We start from the raw sequence: 16,898 nt of genomic DNA on the forward strand, positions 1-16,898 counted from the left end.
CCCACGCCTGGAGCGCGGGCGCGGTCTCCGGGCGCTCGAGGGGCCGTTGCAGCGGCGGCACGGCGGCGGCGAACACGGCTGTGTCGAAGCGCCGGTGCGCGTGCGGCGCCGAGTGCCAGCGGGCCACGGGCCGCAGCAGGTCGGTGCGCAGACCGAGCCCGCGCGCGGCCAGCATCCGCGGCAGGCTCTCCGCGCCCTCCTCGAGGGAGCTGCCGCCGCCGCCCCAGGTCTCGCCCCGCGCGTCGAGCACCACGTCGGCGTCGGTGCGCCCGGCCAGCAGGACGCCGGCCTCGTCGTGGAGCTCGCGGACGGCGGCGACCACCTGCTGCCGCGCGCAGCGGCGGTCCGTGGTGCCCAGCACGCGGGCCCAGTGGGCCGGGTCCGGGCCGAACCACGCGCACGCGTCGGCGTCGGCCTCGGAGAGCGCGCCGCCCGGCAGGCCGACCCGCCCCAGCGGGGTGCGCCCGGGACGGTGCCGCAGGAACACCTCCGGCCCGTCCTCGCCGTCGCGCACCAGCACCACGGAAGAGGCGGGCCGGGCGGGGCGGACCTGGCGGAAGCGCTGCTCCAGCCACTGGCGGGTCTGCTCCGCCTCGGGTTCCGGGACCGGCAGCAGCGTGCCGGCCGGGTCAGCGGACGCGGACAGTGATCTCCACCTCGACCGGGGCGTCCAGGGGCAGCACGGCCACCCCGACGGCGGAGCGGGCGTGGCGCCCGGCCTCACCGAAGATCTCGGCCAGCACGTCCGAGGCGCCGTTGAGCACGCCGGGCTGTCCCGTGAAGGAGGGGTCGGAGGCCACGAAGCCGACGACCTTGACGACCTGGGCCACGCGGTCCAGCTCTCCGATCAGCTCGTGGACGGCGGCCACGGCGTTCACCGCGCAGACGCGGGCGAGCTCCCGGGCGCGCTCCGCGCTCACCTCGGCGCCGACCTTGCCCGTGGCGGGCAGGGACCCGGCCACGAACGGCAGCTGGCCGGAGGTGAGCACGAGGTCGCCGTCCCGGATCGCCGGGACGTAGGAGCCCACCGGGGCGGCCACGGCCGGACGCTCGAGCCCGAGCTCGGCGAGGCGGTCGGCCACGGCGCCCTCGCCCCACGTGGGGGCCTGCGCCTTCTCCGCCACGGTCAGGCCGCCTTCGGGCGCTTGAGGTAGGCCACGGGGTTGGGGCCGTCCGGGCCCGGGACCACCGCGACGAGCTCCCAGCCGTCCTCGCCCCACTGGTCGAGGATCTGCTTGGTCGCGTGGATCAGGAGGGGGATCGTGGCGTACTCCCACTTGGTCTGCTCAGTCATGCCCGACAGCCTAGCGAGGCCCGCGGACACCCGGCTGCGTCCCAGGCGCCCGCGCTACACTCCCGCCCATGGCCTCCCGCACGTCCCGTCGTCTCCCCGAGCCCTCGAGCGCCCTCGGCCGCCTGCTCGCCTTCCTGGGCCTGTCCGCCCTCGCCGGGCTGCTGGTGGCGGCACTGCTGCTGCCGCTGGCCGGCCTGACCGGCGTGGCCGCCGCCTCGGGCCGCGAGATGCTGGACGAGCTGCCGGACGAGCTGCCCGCTGAGCCGGTGTCCGTGCCCTCCCGCATGATCTCGGAGGACGGCGAGGAGATCGCGGTCTTCTACGAGGAGAACCGCATCCCGGTGCCCCTGGACCAGATCTCCGAGCACATGCGCAATGCGATCGTGGCCGTCGAGGACGAGCGCTTCTACGAGCACGACGGCGTGGACGCCCGCGGCCTGATCCGCGCGACCGTGAACAACGCCACGTCCGACTCCACGCAGGGCGCGTCCACGCTCACGCAGCAGTTCGTGAACAACATGCTCGTGAACGTGCAGCAGATCCGCGGCGACTCCCGCCTGACCCTCTCCGGCACCAAGAACGTCTCGGACAAGGTGAAGGAGATCAAGCTCGCGGTCGCCGTCGAGGAGCAGATGACCAAGGACGAGATCCTCGAGGGCTACCTCAACATCGTCCTGTTCTCCGGCCGGGCCTACGGCGTGGAGGCCGCGTCCCGGTACGTCTTCGGCAAGTCCGCCGCAGAGCTGGAGAGCTGGGAGGCCGCCACCCTCGCCGGCATGGTCCAGTCCCCCACCCGCTTCAACCCGGCCCGCAACCCCGAGGAGGCCACCGAGCGCCGCAACCTCGTGCTGGGTGCCATGGAGAAGAACGGCTACCTCACCGAGGAGGAGCGCGCCGAGGCCGTGGCCAAGCCCATGGAGGTCGTCATGGAGTCGCGCCCCTCGGGCTGCCTGTACTCCAAGTTCGGCTCCTACTTCTGCGACTACGTGGAGCGCCAGATCCTCGCGGACCCGGCCTTCGGCCCGGACCCGCAGTCCCGCCAGGCCCTGCTGGACCGCGGCGGCCTGACCATCCGCACCACGATCGACTCCGAGCTGCAGAAGGCCGCGGAGGAGAACCTGCGCAAGTCCGTGCCCAACAACGAGTCCCTGGGCGCCGGCCACGCGTTGACCTCCGTGCAGGCCGGCACCGGCAACATCGTCACCATGGCGCAGAACACCGAGTACGCCATCCAGGACGAGCTCGGCCACACCTCGCTGAACTTCAACGTGGACCGCGAGTGGGGCGGCGGCCAGGGCTTCCAGGCCGGCTCGACCCTCAAGCCCTTCGTGGCCCTGACCTGGCTGCGCAACGGCAACCGGATGGTCGACTCCGTGGACGCGTCCCGCAACGTCTACCCCACGGGCACCCGCTTCGAGGCCTCCTGCCGTCCGGGCGGCTACACCACCATCGGCGGCACCTGGCAGTTCAAGAACGTCATCCCCGGGATGCTCCGCCAGGTCCGCGTGGACGAGGGCCTGTTCTGGTCCGTGAACACCCCCACCGTGGCCACGGCGTACCAGATGGACCTGTGCGACATCACGAGCCTCACCACCCAGCTGGGCATCACCCGCGCGTTGGACAGCTCGCCGCTGCAGCCGGACGACCCCTCGTTCCTGCTCGGCAAGGACTCCATCGCCCCGCTCTCCCTGGCCGGCGCCTACGCGGCCATCGCCGCGGACGGCCTCTACTGCGAGCCCCGCGCCATCCTGGAGGTCACGGACACCATGGGCAACCAGTACGACGTCGCCGGCCCGCAGTGCGACCAGGTGGTGGACCCGAAGCACATCGCCGAGCTGATGCCGGTCCTGCGGCACATCGGCGGCTTCAACATCGCCGAGGAGGGCGCCGGCTACGAGTTCGGCGGCAAGACCGGCACCAACGACAACGTCTCCTCCACCTGGTTCACGGGCTTCACCACCGAGCTGGCCACCGCCGTGTGGACCGGCCGCTACAACAACCTGAAGTCCATGACGGGCGAGACCGTGAACGGCGAGGTCCGCAACCCGTTCTACTCGACCTCCATCAACGGCCCCTCGTGGCTCGAGTACAACCAGCTCGCCAAGGAGAAGTACCCGCCGGGCGAGCTGCCCGACTGGGACGGCCCGCAGTCCGAGGACCCGGGCGCGGAGGGCGAGCACCCGGACGGCACCGCCTTCCACATCGACGACCTCGACCGCGGCGGGCCCCAGCCCGAGGCCGTCCCGGCCAACTGACCCGCATGCGTCCTTCCGTCACCGCCCCGCGCCGGATCGTCCGCGCGGGGTCGCGGGCCGCCGTCGGGATGGGGGCCGCCGCCGCGCTGGGGCTGGCCTGGGGCCTCGTGGAGGCCGAGGCCCGCGTGGTCCGCACGCACCGGCTCGCCGTGCTGCCCGCCGGCGCGGACCCGGTCCGGGTGCTGCACCTCTCGGACATCCACCTGCTGCCCCGCAACCGCTCCCGGATGGCGTGGCTGCGCGAGCTGGACGCGCTCGAGCCGGACCTCGTGGTCAACACGGGGGACAACATCTCCGCCGCCGCGTCCGTGCCGCTCGTCCTGGACGCGCTGGGCCCGCTGCTGCGCCGCCCCGGCGTGTTCGTGCCCGGCTCGAACGACTACTACGAGCCCAAGCCGGCCAACCCGTTCCGCTACTTCGCCGGGCCGTCCCGGATGGACGAGGACCGAGCCCGGCTGCCCACCGAGGCGCTCTTCGGGGCGTTCCGGGCCGCCGGCTGGGCCGACCTGACCAACCGCGGGTCCGTGCTGAGCGTGCCCACGCGCGCCGGGACCGTGCTCGAGGTCCTCGCCGCCGGCACCGACGACCCGCACCTGGGCCTCGACGCCTGGGGCGGCTTCCCGGCCCCGGTCCCGGCTCCGGGGGACGCCGCGGCCTCGGGCCCGGCGTCCGCCCACGACGACGGCGCAGCCGGGCCCGGCGGGGACGGCCGGTTCCGGCTCGGGGTCACCCACGCCCCCTACCGCCGCGTGCTGGACGCCATGACCGCCGACGGCGCCGACCTGTTGCTGGCCGGGCACACCCACGGCGGCCAGGTCTGCCTCCCCGGGTTCGGCGCCCTCGTGACCAACTGCGACCTGCCGCGCCCCCAGGCCTCCGGGGTCTCCACGTGGACCGCCGCCGGGCGCACCGTGTCGCTCGAGGTGTCGGCGGGGCTGGGCACCGCGCCGTCGGCCCCCGTGCGCTTCGCGTGCCGGCCCGAGGCCGTGGTGCTGGAGCTGCTCCCCCGCGCTTGAGCGGCTGACCTGGGGCTGTCCTGTCCGGGCCCGGCGGTAGAGTACCCGCTGTGACGCGCACCGCAACCCGACCGCTGCCCCTGCGCGAGGCCCTCCAGGGCGTCGCCCCCTACCTGCAGGGCGTGCGCGGGCGATGGGTGCTCGGCCTGCTCTCCGCGATGGCCGCGGGCCTGGTCGCCCTCGCGATCCCGCAGGTCGTCCAGGTGCTCGTGAACACCGTGTTCGCCGAGGCCGCTCCCGGGACGGCCGGCACCGCCGACCCCGCCGCGGGCGTGTGGTGGGCGGCCGGCGCGCTGGCCCTGCTCGGCCTGGCCGAGGCGCTGTTCATCTGGCTGCGCCGCTTCTTCATCCTGCCGCCGGCGGCGGACGTGGAGAACCGGGCCCGCATCAGCATCTACCGGCGCCTGCAGCGCCTGCCCGTCGCGTTCCACGACGCCTGGGCCTCCGGCCAGCTGCTCTCCCGCGCCCAGGGGGACCTGGCGCTGCTGCGCCGCTGGATCGCCTTCGGCTCCGTGATGCTCGTGGTGGAGTCGGTGACCATCGTGGTCGGCCTCGTCCTGCTGTTCGTGATGTCCTGGCAGCTGGCCCTGCTGTACCTGGTCGCGGCCGTGCCGATCATGATCCGCTCGTTCCGCTTCCGCACCGACTTCCGGGCAGCCTCCCGCCTCTCCCAGGACCAGGCCGGCGACCTCGCCACCACCGTGGAGGAGTCCGTGCACGGCATCCGCGTGCTCAAGGCCTTCGGCCGCGGCCCGGACGCGCTGGACGGCTTCCGCGGCGAGGCCGAGACCCTGCAGGGCACCGAGGTGCACAAGGCCTCCGTGCTGGCCAAGTTCATCTCCCTCACCGTGTCCCTGCCGGAGCTCGTGCTCGGCGTCGCGCTCGGCCTCGGCCTGTACCTCGTGGCGGTCGGGGACCTCACGGTGGGCGCGCTGGCCGCATACTTCGCCACGACGGCGGTGCTCGCCCGCCCCGTGGAGGGCGTGGGCCAGCTGATGGGCATGACCCTCTCCGCCAAGACCGCCATCGACCGCCACCTCGAGGTGATGCGCGTGCCCGTGGCCGTCGCCTCCCCCGCCGGCATGGACGCCGCGGAGGAGGAGGCCACCTCCCGTGCCGTGGCCTCGAGCGCGGCGGAGGACTCGCCCGTCGTGACGGACGGGCTGCCGCCGTCGTCGGGCCGGCTCGCCTTCCGGGACGTCGTCTTCCGCTACCCGGACGCCCCCGAGGACTCCCGCCCCCTGCTCGCCGGGGTGGACCTGGAGCTGACGCCCGGGGAGACCATGGCGCTCGTGGGCGTCACGGGCTCCGGCAAGTCCACCCTCGTGCAGCTCGTGCCGCGCCTGCTGGACGTCACCGCGGGCGTCGTCGAGGTGGACGGCACGGACGTGCGCGCGTACCCGCTGGACGAGCTGCGCCGCCGCGTGTCCATCGCCTTCGAGGACGCCACCCTGTTCTCGGACACCGTCCGCGCCAACGTGCTGCTCGGCGCCCCCGCCGAGGTCACCGCGGACGGGCTGGACTCCCCGCGCGCCCAGGCGCTGCTGGACCTGGCTCTGGACACCGCCCAGGCCGGGTTCGCCCGCGACCTGCCCGCGGGCGTGGACACGGAGATCGGCGAGGAGGGGCTGAGCCTGTCCGGCGGGCAGCGCCAGCGCATCGCCCTGGCCCGCGCGATCGCCGCCCGCCCGGACGTGCTCGTCCTGGACGACCCGCTCTCCGCCCTGGACGTGCGCACCGAGGAGGCCGTCACCGGCCGGCTGCGCGAGGTCCTGGCGGGCACCACCACGCTGATCGTGGCCCACCGGCCCTCCACCGTGGCCCTCGCCGACCGCGTGGCCGTGCTGCAGGACGGGGCGATCCACGACGTCGGCACGCACGCCGAGCTGCTCGCCCGCTCGGCCGCCTACCGGGAGATCATCACCACCGGCGCCGCCGAGGACCGCAGCCTCGCCGGACTCGCGGACGCCGCCCACGACGACGCGGCCCTCGCCGCCGCCACGGACGCCGCCCGGCCCCCGGCCGGAGCCGCGCGTCCGCCCGCAGGCCGGACCGCCGGCCGGGAGGAGACCCGATGAGCCCGCGCCGCCGGACCGGATCGACCGCCGCGCCCGAGACCTCCACCCTGTCCGTGGTGGACCCCGCCGCCGCCCGGGGCCTGCGGGTGCTCGGCGTGCGCGCCGAGGAGACACTCGAGTACACCCCCGAGGAGCGCCGCCACGTCCGCCGCCGTTCCTGGGCGCTGCTGCGCCAGCTCGCCGGCCCCGTGAAGGGGATGCTGTGGCTCACGGTGGTCCTCGTGGTCGTCTCCAACGCCGCGCGCGCCGCGGTGCCGCTGGTGATCGCCTGGGCGATCGACTGGGGCCTGCCCCAGGTCGTCGAGGCGGTGCGCACCGGGGCGGACGCGTGGGGCGTCGTCGTGCTGGTGGGCGGGGCCTACGCCCTCACCGGCGTCACCGGCGGCGTGCTGCTGGGCCTGTACCAGTGGCTCACGGCGCGCGCGAGCCAGCGCATGCTGCTCGCGCTGCGCGTGCGCGTGTTCCGGCACACCCAGCGACTCTCCCTGGGCTTCCACGAGAAGTACACGTCCGGGCGCGTGATCTCCCGGCAGACCTCGGACCTCGAGGCGCTGCGCGAGCTGCTCGACCAGGGCGTGTCCTCGCTCGTCTCCGGCGTGCTGTTCATGGCGTTCACCGCGGTGTCCATCGTGCTGCTGGACCCGCCCTCGGCCCTCGTGCTGCTCGTGGCGTTCATCCCCGTGGCCGTCGCCGTGCGCTGGTACCAGAAGCGCTCCGAGGAGGCCTACCGGCGCTCCCGGGTGTCCTCGGCGCGCGCGATCGTGCACTTCGTGGAGACCATGACCGGCATCCGCGCCGTGCAGGCCTTCCGCCGCCAGCGCGCCAACGAGGCGAAGTACACCCGCCTGGCCACCGACTACCGGGACGACATGGTGCACACGCTCACCCTGTTCGGCGTCCTGCAGCCCGTGCTCGTGGTGACCGGCAACCTCACCGTGGCGGCGCTGCTCGTGTTCGGCGGGCTCCGGGTGCTCTCCGGCGACCTCGAGGTGGGCGTGCTCGTGGCCCTCGTGCTCGCCGGCCGCCGCGTGTTCCAGCCCATGGAGATGGTGGCCATGTTCTACTCCTCGTTCCAGTCCGCCGGCGCGGCCCTGGAGAAGGTCTCGGGCCTGCTCGAGGAGGAGCCCGCCGTGGTCGAGGCGCCCGAGCCCACCCCGCTGCCCGGGGCCGCGGCCGCCGGCGAGGGCGTGGCCTCCGGGCGGATCGAGTTCCGGGACGCCGTCTTCGGCTACGGCCCAGAGAAGGTGGTCCTGCCCGAGTTCGACCTCACCGTGCCGGCCGGGCAGACCGTGGCCGTGGTGGGCCAGACCGGCGCCGGCAAGTCCACGCTCGTGAAGCTGATCGCGCGGTTCTACGACCTCACGTCCGGCTCCCTCACCCTGGACGGGGTCGAGCTGAAGGAGCTGGCGAGCGCGGACCTGCGACGCAACGTGGTGATGGTGACCCAGGAGGCGTTCCTGTTCTCCGGGACGGTGGCCGAGAACATCGCGCTGGGCCGACCGGGCGCCTCCGAGACCGAGATCCAGGCGGCCGCGCGCGCCGTGGGCGCCCACGAGTTCATCCTCGACCTGCCCGAGGGGTACGACACGGACGTCTCCAAGCGCGGCGGGCGGCTCTCCGCCGGCCAGCGACAGCTCGTGTCCTTCGCCCGCGCGTTCCTGGCCGACCCGGCCGTGCTCATCCTCGACGAGGCCACCAGCTCCCTGGACCTGCCCAGCGAGCGACTGGTCCAGGACGGCCTCGAGCGGCTGCTGGGCAACCGGACGGCGCTGATCATCGCGCACCGGCTGAGCACCGTGGAGATCGCCGACCGCGTCCTCGTGGTGCACGACGGCCGCGTGGTGGAGGACGGCTCCCCCGCCGAGCTCGTGGCCGTCGGCGGCCGCTTCGCCGCCCTGCACCGGGCCTGGGAGGACTCGCTCGTCCCCGACGACGCCTGACCCGCCCGGCCTCGGGCACTTTCGCTCGGGAAATCGTCGCTACCATCCCGGGATTCCGACGGCGTAGCGACGATTTCCCGAGCGAAAGTCAGGGACGGTGGCGGCGCACCCAGGCGATGGCGCGCCGGAACCCGTCGAGCCGGTCGTCGGCGGTGAGCCTCAGCGACCGCCAGCCGCGGTCGTGGAACCAGCCGTCCCGCCGCGCGTCGCGGGCCTGCTGCTCGCGCGAGCGGTGATGCCCGCCGTCGTACTGCAGCGCCAGCCACCAGTCCCGATACCCCAGGTCCGCGACGGGCGCGAACCGGTCGCCGGGGTCCCCGGAGACCTGCAGCTCCGGCTCCGGAAGGCCGGCGTCCACCAGGGCGAGCCGCAGCTCGGTCTCCGGCGGCGAGTCGGCCCCCACCCGCACCAGGTCCAGGGCCGCCCGGGCCGCGCGCACGCCCTTGAACCGCCCCGCCCGGCGCAGCGCCGCCCGCAGCGCCTCGACGCTCGTCACGGGCTCGCCCCGCCGCCCGTCCCCTGCGATCCACGGACGGTTCACGAGCGCGTCCCCGGCGATCACCAGCGGATCCACCGGACCTCGCGGCATCAGCGAGGCCAGGTCCAGCCACGTCCGCTCCACCGACGTGACGGCGATCCCGTGCAGCGCCACCACGTCCTCCTGCGGCACGGAGCGCCCGTGCGTGACCACCCCGGACCGGTCGCAGACGCCGCGCCCGTGCCGCCGGCTCACGTGCAGCCGCCCGTCCGGCCGCACCCACGGCGGCACCGTCAGCCGGTGCAGCAGCAGCGCGCTCAGGTGGGAGACCACTCCCCCGGTCAAGGGCACGACGGCGGCTGCCTCCTCCGGCACCCACGGCAGGGGGTCCACGGGGTAGCCGAGGTTGGCCCACTCGCCGCGCTCGGCCTCCCGGGCCCGGTGGAGCCCGTGGCTCACGCGGCGCAGATCGGCTCGGCGGGTGCGCTCGACCGAGACGCCGGCGCGGCTGAGGTCGGCCGCGCCGAAGGGGAGGTCGGAGAAGGCGGCGGGCAGCGGGGCGGGTTCACGAGGCGACATGTCGCGAACACTGGCCCGTCCGGCGTCGGGCCGACGACCGGAGCGGGCCGTCCGTGGACGGGCGCGCGGCCGCCGTCGTCTGTGCAGGACCGGACGCCCCACCCACCCCCGGACTTTCGCTCGGGGAATCGTCGCTACCGCGCCGAAATCCCGGCATGGTAGCGACGATTTCCCGAGCGAAAGCGCCCATGTCGGCGGCGGAAGCACCCGTAGGGGGCCGGGGGTCAGGCCTCGAAGGGGCGGCCCGTGAGCCGCTCGTACGCCTCCACGTAGCGGGCGCGGGTCTTCTCCACGACGTCGGCGGGCAGCTCCGGCGGCTCGGCCCCGGAGGCGCGGTCCCAGCCGGATGCGTCGCTCGTGAGCCAGTCGCGGACGAACTGCTTGTCGAAGCTGGCCTGGGCGCGGCCGGGCTCGTAGTCCTCGGCGTCCCAGAAGCGGGAGGAGTCGGGGGTGAGGACCTCGTCGCCGAGCACCACCTGGCCGGTGGCGGGGTCCACGCCGAACTCGACCTTCGTGTCGGCCAGGATGATGCCGGCGTCGCGGGCGATCGACTCGGCGCGGGAGTACAGGTCCAGGGTGAGGTAGCGCAGCCGCTCGGCGGCCTCGGCCCCCACCCGCTCGCTCATCTGCTCGAACGTGATGTTCTCGTCGTGCTCGCCGACCTCCGCCTTCGCGGACGGCGTGAAGATCGCCGGGTCCAGGCGGGAGCCGTCCACGAGCCCCGTGGGCAGCGGCAGGCCGGTGACGGTCCCGGACTCGCGGTACTCGGCCAGGCCGGAGCCGGTGAGGTAGCCGCGGGCGATGCACTCCACGGGGAACATCCGCAGGCGCTTGACCACCATGGCACGGCCGGCCACGGCCTCGGGCACGTCCGTGCTCACCACGTGGTGCTCCACGGGCGCGCCGGCGGCGCCGTTGTACCCCTCGGCGAGCCGCTCGAACCACCACAGCGTGAGCTGGGTGAGCACGGCGCCCTTGTCCGGGATGGGCGGGGAGAGCACGTGGTCATAGGCGCTGATCCGGTCGGAGGCCACCACGAGCAGGGTCTCGGACTCGCCGGGGGCGGCGTCGGCGGGCTCGTAGAGGTCGCGCACCTTGCCGGAGTACACGTGGCGCCATCCCGGCAGCTCGAGGGCCTCGGCGCCGGCGAAGCCGCGTGGCGCGGCTCGGGACTGGGGCGCGGTGTCGGGCGCGGGGGTCTCGTGGCTCATCGCGCGTCCTCCCCGGCCTGTCCGGCCTGCCCGTCGGCGGCGGGGACGGCGATCTCGCCGCGCTCGGCCTTGAGCCCGATGTCGGTGCGCCACTGGGCGCCGTCGAAGCGGATCCGCTCCACGCCGGCGTAGGCCCGCTCGCGCGCCTGCGCGAGGTCGGCGCCGCGGCCGACGACGGCCAGCACCCGGCCGCCGGCGGTCACCACGTCGTCCCCGGACGTCGCGGTGCCCGCGTGGATCACGTGCACGCCCTCGAGCGCCTCGGCGTCCGCCAGGCCCGTGATGACGTCGCCCTTGGAGGAGGTCGCAGGGTAGCCGGCGGAGGCCATGACCACGTCCACGGCGACGTCGTCGCTCCACTCCAGCGCGCGGTCGGCGCCGAGCCGGCCGGCGGCGGCGTCGGCGAGCAGCCGGCCCAGCGGGGTCGTCAGGCGGGCGAGCACGGCCTGCGTCTCGGGGTCGCCGAAGCGCACGTTGAACTCGATGACCTCGACGCCCTTGGCGGTCACGGCGAGGCCGCAGAACAGCACGCCCGTGAAGGGGGTGCCGCGGCGGGCCATCTCGGCCAGCACGGGGCGGGCCACGCGGTCCATGACCTCCTCGGTGAAGCCCTCGGGCAGCCACGGCAGCGGCGTGTAGGCGCCCATGCCGCCGGTGTTGGGGCCGGCGTCGCCGTCGTGGATGCGCTTGAAGTCCTGCGCGGGGGTGAGGGCGACGGCGTCGGTGCCGTCGCAGAGCACGAAGAGGGAGACCTCGGGGCCGTCGAGGAAGTCCTCGATGACCACGGTCCCGCCGGCGTCGAAGCAGGCCTGGGCGTGGGCGAGGGCCTCGGCCCGGTCGGAGGTGACCACGACGCCCTTGCCGGCGGCGAGACCATCGTCCTTGACCACGTGCGGGGCGCCGAACTCGTCCAGGGCGGCGGCGGCCTCCTCGGCGGTGGCGCAGGTGCGGGAGCCGGCGGTGGGCACGCCCGCGGCGGCCATGACCTCCTTGGCGAACGCCTTGGACGCCTCGAGCTGCGCGGCGGCCCGGGAGGGGCCGAACACGGCGAAGCCGGCCTCGCGCAGGGCGTCAGAGACGCCGGCGGCGAGCGGAGCCTCGGGGCCGACCACCACGAGGTCGGCGGCCAGCTCGCGGGCCAGGGCGACGACGGCGTCGGGGTCGGTGGCTTCGACGGCGTGCAGGGCCGCGAGGGCGGCCATGCCGGCGTTGCCGGGGGCCGCGTGGAGCTCGCCGACCTGCGGATCACGGGAGAGGGCGGCGAGCAGCGCGTGTTCGCGGCCGCCGTTGCCGAGCACAAGGGTCTTCACGAGCCTCAAGCCTACGCGGTGGCCCTGGCCGGTCCGGGCGGAGGACCCCTACCGTGGGGTGCATGACGATGCCTCCCCTGCACCACGGCCGACCCGACGACGACGGGGACCCCCGCGACCCCCGACGCGCGGTCGGACGCGGCATGGGCCCGAGACTGAACTCGGCGTGGCTGTTCGTGGGCGTGATGTTCACGTGCGCACTGATCGGCTTCTGGACGCTGCGCGGGCTGGGGTTCGCCCGCGGCGACCTGAGCCTGCCGGCCGCCCTGGGCGTGCTGGCGGTGGCGGCGGTGGCCGCCGCGGTGATCACGCGGTTCGTGCGGCGCCGCTGACGGCCGCCGCCCGGGGGCGCCGACGGGCGGCCCGCAGGGCGGTCCGCCAGGCCCCGGTCCGGACGGCCGGCCTCACCGGATGATGCGGCGGCGCCGGGCCTCGTCCACGGCGCGGGTGCGGTTGTCCACGCCGAACTTCTGGAACACGTGCACCAGGTGCGTCTTCACGGTGGCCTCGGAGATGAACAGCTCCTTCGCGGCGGCCTTGTTGGTGGCCCCGCGCGCGATCAGCTCCAGCAGCTCGATCTCCCGCGCAGAGAGCACGTCCGCCCCGCCGGCCATCCGGCCCATGAGGGTGGCGGCCACCTGCGGGGCGAGCGCCTTCTGCCCGGCGGCGGCCTGCCGCACGGCGCGGGCGATCTCCTCGCTGGGCGCGTCCTTGAGCAGGTAGCCGGCCGCCCCGGCGTCCACGGCGGCGAGGATGTCCGCCTCGGTGTCGAACGTGGTGAGGATGAGCACCTGCACGTCCGGCCGCCGCTCGCGCACGGCCCGCGTGGCGCTGACCCCGTCCATGCCCTCGCCCATCTGCAGGTCCATCAGCACCACGTCCACGGGGCCGGGCGCGGCGTCGAGGACGCGGAGCGCCTCGGCGCCGTCGGCGGCCTCGGCCACCACCCGCAGGTCCGGGTGGGCCTCGACGACGGCGCGCACCCCCGCCCGCACCACCGGGTGGTCGTCCACCAGCATCACGTGCACGGTCATCCCCGCTCCCGCCCCTCGTCCTCCTCGGCCCGACCCGCAGCGGCGGGCAGGGGCACGCGCAGGGCGACGACGGTGCCCTCGCCCGGTGCAGACTCCACCGAGGCATGACCACCGACGCCCGCGAGCCGCTCGCGCACGCTCGCCAGCCCGACGCCGGTCCCGGCTCCGGGGCCGGCGGGCCTCCGTGCCCCGGCCCCCTGTGTTCCGGCCCCAATCCCCTGGGTCCCCGCGTCCCCCGTGACCACGGCCTCCGAGCGGAACCCGACGCCGTCGTCGGCGACGTCCACGGCGAGCTCCCCCGGCAGCCACGCGAGGGTGACGCGGGCGCGCGTGGCCCTCGCGTGGGCGGCCACGTTGGCCAGGGACGCCTGGACGGCGCGCAGCAGCGCGGCCTCCACGGCCTCGGCCACGGGCACCGGCGTGCCCACCACCTCCACGTCCGCGGCCACGGGCGTGCCCGCCGCCGCCTGCCGCTCGGCGAACCCGGCGACCGCGCGCTCGACCGCCGCCACGAGGGAGGCCCCGCCGGTGGCGCGCAGGTCCCGCACGAACCGGCGCGACTCGTCGAGGTTCTCCGCGGCGGTGGTGCGGACGGTCTCCATGCGGGTGCGGGCGAGCGCGGGGTCCTGCGCGTCCAGGGCGTCCTGCGCGGCACGGGAGACCAGCACGATCGAGGCCAGGCCCTGGGTGAGGGTGTCGTGGATCTCGCGGGCCAGGCGCTCGCGCTCCTCGCCCACGCCGGCGCGGTGCTGGGTGCGGGCGAGCTCGGCCTGGGCGGCGCGCAGCTGCTCGGCCACGTCCCGCTGTCGCTCGGACTCCTGGTGCAGGGCGCGGTACGCCCCGGAGAGCACCACGGCCACGGCCGCGCCCACGAGCGGGCCGATCACCGCGGCCGGGCGCACGCCCTCGTCCACGCCGGCGGCCATCCCGGCCACCACGACGGCGGCCATCGCCGCCACGAGGACCGGCCCGGCGATCCGCCGGGCCGTCGCCGTGCGGGCCGTGCGCGCCACCACGTGCAGCGCTACGAAGAACAGGGGGAAGGCCACCCATGCGAAGTCCCGATGCTGGGCTACGAGCAGGCCCCACAGGGCGAGCACGAGCGCCAGCCAGAGCAGCGCCGGGCCGCGCCCCACGTCCTCGCCCCGGCCCCAGCGGCGGCGCTCCACGAGCGTGCCGGCCAGGTAGACGCCGGCCAGCAGTGCGGTGCACCCGGTCAGCGCGAGCACCGCCGGGGCCGGCGCCCCCGTCCGGGACAGGTCCGCGAGCGCCCGTCCCAGGCCCACGGCCAGGAGCACGGCGAACGCCACGTGCAGGGCCACGCGCAGGCCGGCGAGCACGGCGGCAGCACCGGTCTCGGCGGGTGCCCCGGCGGTGTCGGCGGAGGGTCGGGTGGCGGGCATGGCTCCAGCGTAGGACCGCCCCCGGACGCGACACGGCCCTGCCCCACGGGTCCGGCGCCGGATCAACCATTCGGTTGACCCGGGGCCATCCGCCGCGGGCGATGCGCCCGCGGCGCCGCGGCGGAAGGGTGGAGGAAACCTCGGATCCGGGCCCTCCGGGACCCCGGACCACCGCCCGCCCCTACCTCCTCACCCTCCTCCCCGAAAGGACGCACGCCGTGTTCCTCGCGCTCCGCGACCTGCGCTTCGCCACCGGACGATTCGCCCTCATGGGCTCCGTGGTGGCCCTCATCAGCCTGCTGCTGGTCATGCTCTCCGGCCTCACCGCGGGGCTGGGCGGCCAGAACACGGCCGCCCTGGACCGGCTCGAGGAGCAGGGCGTGCAGCGCCTCGTGTTCGGCGGCGCGGCCGGCCAGGAGGCCACCGCCTCCTTCACCCAGTCGGAGTTCACCGCAGAGCAGCGCGACGCGTGGGCCGCCACGGACGGCGTGGCCTCCGTGGAGCCGCTGGGCGTCAGCCAGGGCCGCGCGGTCGGCCTGGCGCACGGCGTGGAGACGGACGAGGCGGGCCGGGCCGACGTCGCCGACGTGCCCACCACGGGCGTGGCCTCCACCGCGTTCCTCGGCCTGGTCTCGGGCGGCGCCGACGCCCCGGCGGCGCTCGCGCCGGGCGAGGTCGTGCTGAGCTACGACGTCGCCGACTCCCTCGGTGCGCAGGCGGGCGACGCCGTCGCCGTCTCCGGCTTCGTGTTCACGGTGGCGGAGGTGGTCCCGAACGAGTTCTACTCCCACTCCCCGGTGACCTGGCTGGCGCTCGAGGACTGGAGGGCGATCTCCCACACCGCCGACGACGCGGTGCTCGGCACCGCGGGCCTCGTGCGGTTCGCCGCGGGTGCGGACCCGGACGCCGTCGCCGCGGCGGGCGACGCCGCGGCCGGCACGGTCTCGGAGACGGTCCGCGACTCCTACGCGGCGCTGCCCAGCTACCGCTCCGAGAACGGCTCGCTCATGACGATGCAGGGCTTCCTCTACGGCATCTCGGCGCTCGTGGTGATCGCGTTCCTGTCCATCTGGACGGTCCAGCGCACGCGGGACATCGCGGTGCTCAAGGCCCTCGGCGGCACGGACGGGTGGGTCCTGAAGGACGCGCTCACGCAGGCGGCGTTCGTGCTGCTGGGCGGCGTCCTGGTGGGCACCGCGCTGGCCGCCGGGATCGGCGTGCTCGCCGCGCGGGGCGTGCCGTTCGAGCTGTCCTGGGCCACCACTCTCGTGCCCGCCGCCGGGATCCTCGTGCTCGGCATGCTCGCCGCCGTCGCCGCGGTGTTCCGCGTGACCCGCATCGACCCGCTGGTCGCCCTGGGCGGCAACTGACCGCCGACGACGGCGCCCCGCGGCGCCGTCGTCCCCCGCCTGCCCACGCCCCCTGGAGAAGGAAGAAGGATCACCATGACCCCGACCCTCGCCCCGCAGACCGACCTCGACCCGATGCGTACCCCGGCCGCCGCGGCCGCCCATCGGATCGCGCCGGGCACCGCGGCCCCGGACGGCTCCGGCGGCACCCCGGCCCTGTCCGCGCGGGACATCGTCCTGGAGTACCCGGACGGCGAGCGCGGCGTGCTGCGCGCCCTGGACGAGGTCTCCCTGGACCTGCACGCCGGCACGTTCACGGCCCTGGTGGGTCCGTCCGGCTCCGGCAAGTCCTCGCTGCTGGCCGTCGCCGCAGGCCTCGTGCCCCCGACCTCCGGGACCGTGACCGTGGCCGGCCGCAAGCTCACCGGGCTCTCCCGCACGGAGCGCACGGGGCTGCGGGGCCGGGAGATCGGCGTGATCTTCCAGCAGCCCAACCTCATCCCCTCGCTCACGGCGGCGGAGCAGCTCGAGCTCTCCGTGCACCTGGACCGGGAGGCCACGCGCGCGGACCGGAAGGCCGCCAGGGACCGGGCCATGGCGCTGCTGGAGCGCGTGGACCTGGCCGACCAGGCCGGCAAGCGGCCGCACCAGCTCTCGGGCGGGCAGCGGCAGCGCGTGAACATCGTGCGTGCCCTCATGGCCTCGCCTGCGCTGCTGCTCGTGGACGAGCCCACCTCGGCGCTGGACCGCGAGCGCTCGGCCGCCGTCGTCGACCTGCTGGGGGCGCTGACCCGGGACGAGGGCACGGCCACGCTGATGGTCACGCACGACCACGAGTTCCTCGCCGCCACGGACCGCACGCTGACCATGGTGGACGGGCGGCTGACCGACTGAGCCCGCGGGGTGCGGCCCCCGCGCGGCGCCCCGGCCACCGGCCTGCCGCGTCCGCCG

General features: G+C 75.3%; 15 protein-coding genes. 7 read left to right on the plus strand and 8 right to left on the minus strand.

The window, feature by feature from the left end; translation table 11 throughout:
• The 3 genes from NWP10_RS02995 to NWP10_RS03005 all read right to left on the minus strand — a co-directional run.
• Positions 1-523: NUDIX hydrolase (locus NWP10_RS02995; RefSeq protein ID WP_258299849.1), on the minus strand; the 523-nt coding region annotated here is incomplete at its 3' end.
• Between the two features lie 106 nt (positions 524-629).
• Positions 630-1,124, minus strand: coding sequence for a RidA family protein (locus tag NWP10_RS03000; protein WP_375162462.1), 495 nt, complete (start codon positions 1,122-1,124; stop codon positions 630-632).
• A gap of 2 nt (positions 1,125-1,126) precedes the next feature.
• Complete coding sequence (locus NWP10_RS03005; RefSeq protein WP_017489297.1) at positions 1,127-1,294, minus strand: hypothetical protein; 168 nt, start codon at positions 1,292-1,294, stop codon at positions 1,127-1,129.
• A 68-nt stretch (positions 1,295-1,362) separates the two neighbouring features.
• Between NWP10_RS03005 and NWP10_RS03010 the strand changes: the two genes are divergently transcribed.
• The 4 genes from NWP10_RS03010 to NWP10_RS03025 are packed head-to-tail and all read left to right on the plus strand — an operon-like array spanning position 1,363 to position 8,583.
• Entirely contained in the window at positions 1,363-3,549 is a 2,187-nt protein-coding gene (locus tag NWP10_RS03010; RefSeq protein ID WP_258299851.1) for a transglycosylase domain-containing protein, read from the plus strand.
• A gap of 5 nt (positions 3,550-3,554) precedes the next feature.
• Positions 3,555-4,565, plus strand: a complete 1,011-nt coding sequence (locus tag NWP10_RS03015; RefSeq protein WP_258299852.1) for a metallophosphoesterase — start codon at positions 3,555-3,557, stop codon at positions 4,563-4,565.
• A gap of 50 nt (positions 4,566-4,615) precedes the next feature.
• Positions 4,616-6,643 carry an ABC transporter ATP-binding protein gene (locus NWP10_RS03020; protein ID WP_258299853.1) on the plus strand — a complete coding sequence of 676 codons (2,028 nt, stop codon included), beginning with the start codon at positions 4,616-4,618 and terminating at the stop codon, positions 6,641-6,643.
• Positions 6,640-8,583 (plus strand): ABC transporter ATP-binding protein, encoded by a 1,944-nt coding sequence (locus NWP10_RS03025; RefSeq protein ID WP_258299854.1) that lies wholly within the window; start codon positions 6,640-6,642, stop codon positions 8,581-8,583. The genes NWP10_RS03020 and NWP10_RS03025 overlap by 4 nt, the downstream gene beginning before the upstream one ends.
• 88 nt (positions 8,584-8,671) lie before the next feature.
• On the opposite strand, the gene NWP10_RS03030 is transcribed toward NWP10_RS03025, so the two are convergent.
• The 3 genes from NWP10_RS03030 to purD form a co-directional block, all read right to left on the minus strand.
• A complete protein-coding gene (locus tag NWP10_RS03030; protein ID WP_258299855.1) occupies positions 8,672-9,640 on the minus strand; it encodes an endonuclease domain-containing protein in 969 nt (322 codons plus the stop codon).
• Between the two features lie 224 nt (positions 9,641-9,864).
• Positions 9,865-10,851: a phosphoribosylaminoimidazolesuccinocarboxamide synthase gene (locus NWP10_RS03035; protein WP_258299857.1), complete on the minus strand. Its 987-nt coding sequence runs from the start codon at positions 10,849-10,851 to the stop codon at positions 9,865-9,867.
• Positions 10,848-12,161, minus strand: a complete 1,314-nt coding sequence (purD, locus tag NWP10_RS03040) for a phosphoribosylamine--glycine ligase (protein ID WP_258299858.1) — start codon at positions 12,159-12,161, stop codon at positions 10,848-10,850. Before purD ends, NWP10_RS03035 begins: the two co-directional genes overlap by 4 nt.
• 62 nt (positions 12,162-12,223) lie before the next feature.
• Between purD and NWP10_RS03045 the strand changes: the two genes are divergently transcribed.
• Positions 12,224-12,493 (plus strand): hypothetical protein, encoded by a 270-nt coding sequence (locus NWP10_RS03045; RefSeq protein ID WP_184169600.1) that lies wholly within the window; start codon positions 12,224-12,226, stop codon positions 12,491-12,493.
• Between the two features lie 72 nt (positions 12,494-12,565).
• On the opposite strand, the gene NWP10_RS03050 is transcribed toward NWP10_RS03045, so the two are convergent.
• Entirely contained in the window at positions 12,566-13,195 is a 630-nt protein-coding gene (locus tag NWP10_RS03050; protein WP_258299859.1) for a response regulator transcription factor, read from the minus strand.
• On the minus strand, positions 13,192-14,598 hold the full coding sequence (locus tag NWP10_RS03055; protein WP_258299860.1) for a sensor histidine kinase: 1,407 nt from the start codon (positions 14,596-14,598) through the stop codon (positions 13,192-13,194). The genes NWP10_RS03050 and NWP10_RS03055 overlap by 4 nt, the downstream gene beginning before the upstream one ends.
• 218 nt (positions 14,599-14,816) lie before the next feature.
• Between NWP10_RS03055 and NWP10_RS03060 the strand changes: the two genes are divergently transcribed.
• Positions 14,817-15,968 carry an ABC transporter permease gene (locus NWP10_RS03060; protein WP_017488727.1) on the plus strand — a complete coding sequence of 384 codons (1,152 nt, stop codon included), beginning with the start codon at positions 14,817-14,819 and terminating at the stop codon, positions 15,966-15,968.
• Positions 15,969-16,043: 75 nt separating this feature from the next.
• Positions 16,044-16,841, plus strand: coding sequence for an ABC transporter ATP-binding protein (locus NWP10_RS03065; protein WP_017488728.1), 798 nt, complete (start codon positions 16,044-16,046; stop codon positions 16,839-16,841).
• Positions 16,842-16,898: the final 57 nt, after the last annotated feature.

This window comes from Micrococcus sp. HG099 (assembly GCF_024723355.1).
In the GTDB taxonomy this organism is placed as follows: Bacteria; Actinomycetota; Actinomycetes; order Actinomycetales; family Micrococcaceae; genus Micrococcus; species Micrococcus endophyticus.

Bases quoted from the DNA above. Each gene is read 5' to 3' on its own strand.
- NWP10_RS03005 (WP_017489297.1), bottom strand. From the start codon at position 1,294: ATGACTGAGCAGACCAAGTGGGAGTACGCCACGATCCCCCTCCTGATC.
- NWP10_RS03065 (WP_017488728.1), top strand. From the start codon at position 16,044: ATGACCCCGACCCTCGCCCCGCAGACCGACCTCGACCCGATGCGTACC.
- NWP10_RS03010 (WP_258299851.1), top strand. From the start codon at position 1,363: ATGGCCTCCCGCACGTCCCGTCGTCTCCCCGAGCCCTCGAGCGCCCTC.
- NWP10_RS03015 (WP_258299852.1), top strand. From the start codon at position 3,555: ATGCGTCCTTCCGTCACCGCCCCGCGCCGGATCGTCCGCGCGGGGTCG.
- NWP10_RS03030 (WP_258299855.1), bottom strand. From the start codon at position 9,640: ATGTCGCCTCGTGAACCCGCCCCGCTGCCCGCCGCCTTCTCCGACCTC.
- NWP10_RS03055 (WP_258299860.1), bottom strand. From the start codon at position 14,598: ATGCCCGCCACCCGACCCTCCGCCGACACCGCCGGGGCACCCGCCGAG.
- NWP10_RS03025 (WP_258299854.1), top strand. From the start codon at position 6,640: ATGAGCCCGCGCCGCCGGACCGGATCGACCGCCGCGCCCGAGACCTCC.
- NWP10_RS03035 (WP_258299857.1), bottom strand. From the start codon at position 10,851: ATGAGCCACGAGACCCCCGCGCCCGACACCGCGCCCCAGTCCCGAGCC.
- NWP10_RS03050 (WP_258299859.1), bottom strand. From the start codon at position 13,195: ATGACCGTGCACGTGATGCTGGTGGACGACCACCCGGTGGTGCGGGCG.
- NWP10_RS03045 (WP_184169600.1), top strand. From the start codon at position 12,224: ATGACGATGCCTCCCCTGCACCACGGCCGACCCGACGACGACGGGGAC.